Origin of the sequence: Catenulispora rubra, from assembly GCF_015356825.1 — a bacterium.
In the GTDB taxonomy this organism is placed as follows: Bacteria; Actinomycetota; Actinomycetes; order Streptomycetales; family Catenulisporaceae; genus Catenulispora; species Catenulispora rubra.
On record NZ_JAACYW010000871.1, the window covers coordinates 1 to 254 of the forward strand.

The following is a 254-nucleotide window of genomic DNA, read 5'->3' on the forward strand; positions in this document are numbered from 1 at the left end:
GCTAAGCCTAAATACTCCCTGGTGACCGATAGCGGACTAGTACCGTGAGGGAAAGGTGAAAAGTACCCCGGGAGGGGAGTGAAAGAGTACCTGAAACCGTGTGCCTACAAGCCGTGGGAGCTACGCTCGTGCAGATTTATCTGTTACGGGTTGTGACCGCGTGCCTTTTGAAGAATGAGCCTGCGAGTTAGCGTTGTGTGGCGAGGTTAACCCGGGTGGGGTAGCCGTAGCGAAAGCGAGTCCGAATAGGGCGT

Annotated in this window: 1 rRNA gene; it reads left to right on the forward strand. The window is 55.5% G+C overall.

The features are described from left to right. Positions 1–254, forward strand: a 23S ribosomal RNA gene (locus GWK61_RS55790); the annotation flags it as partial.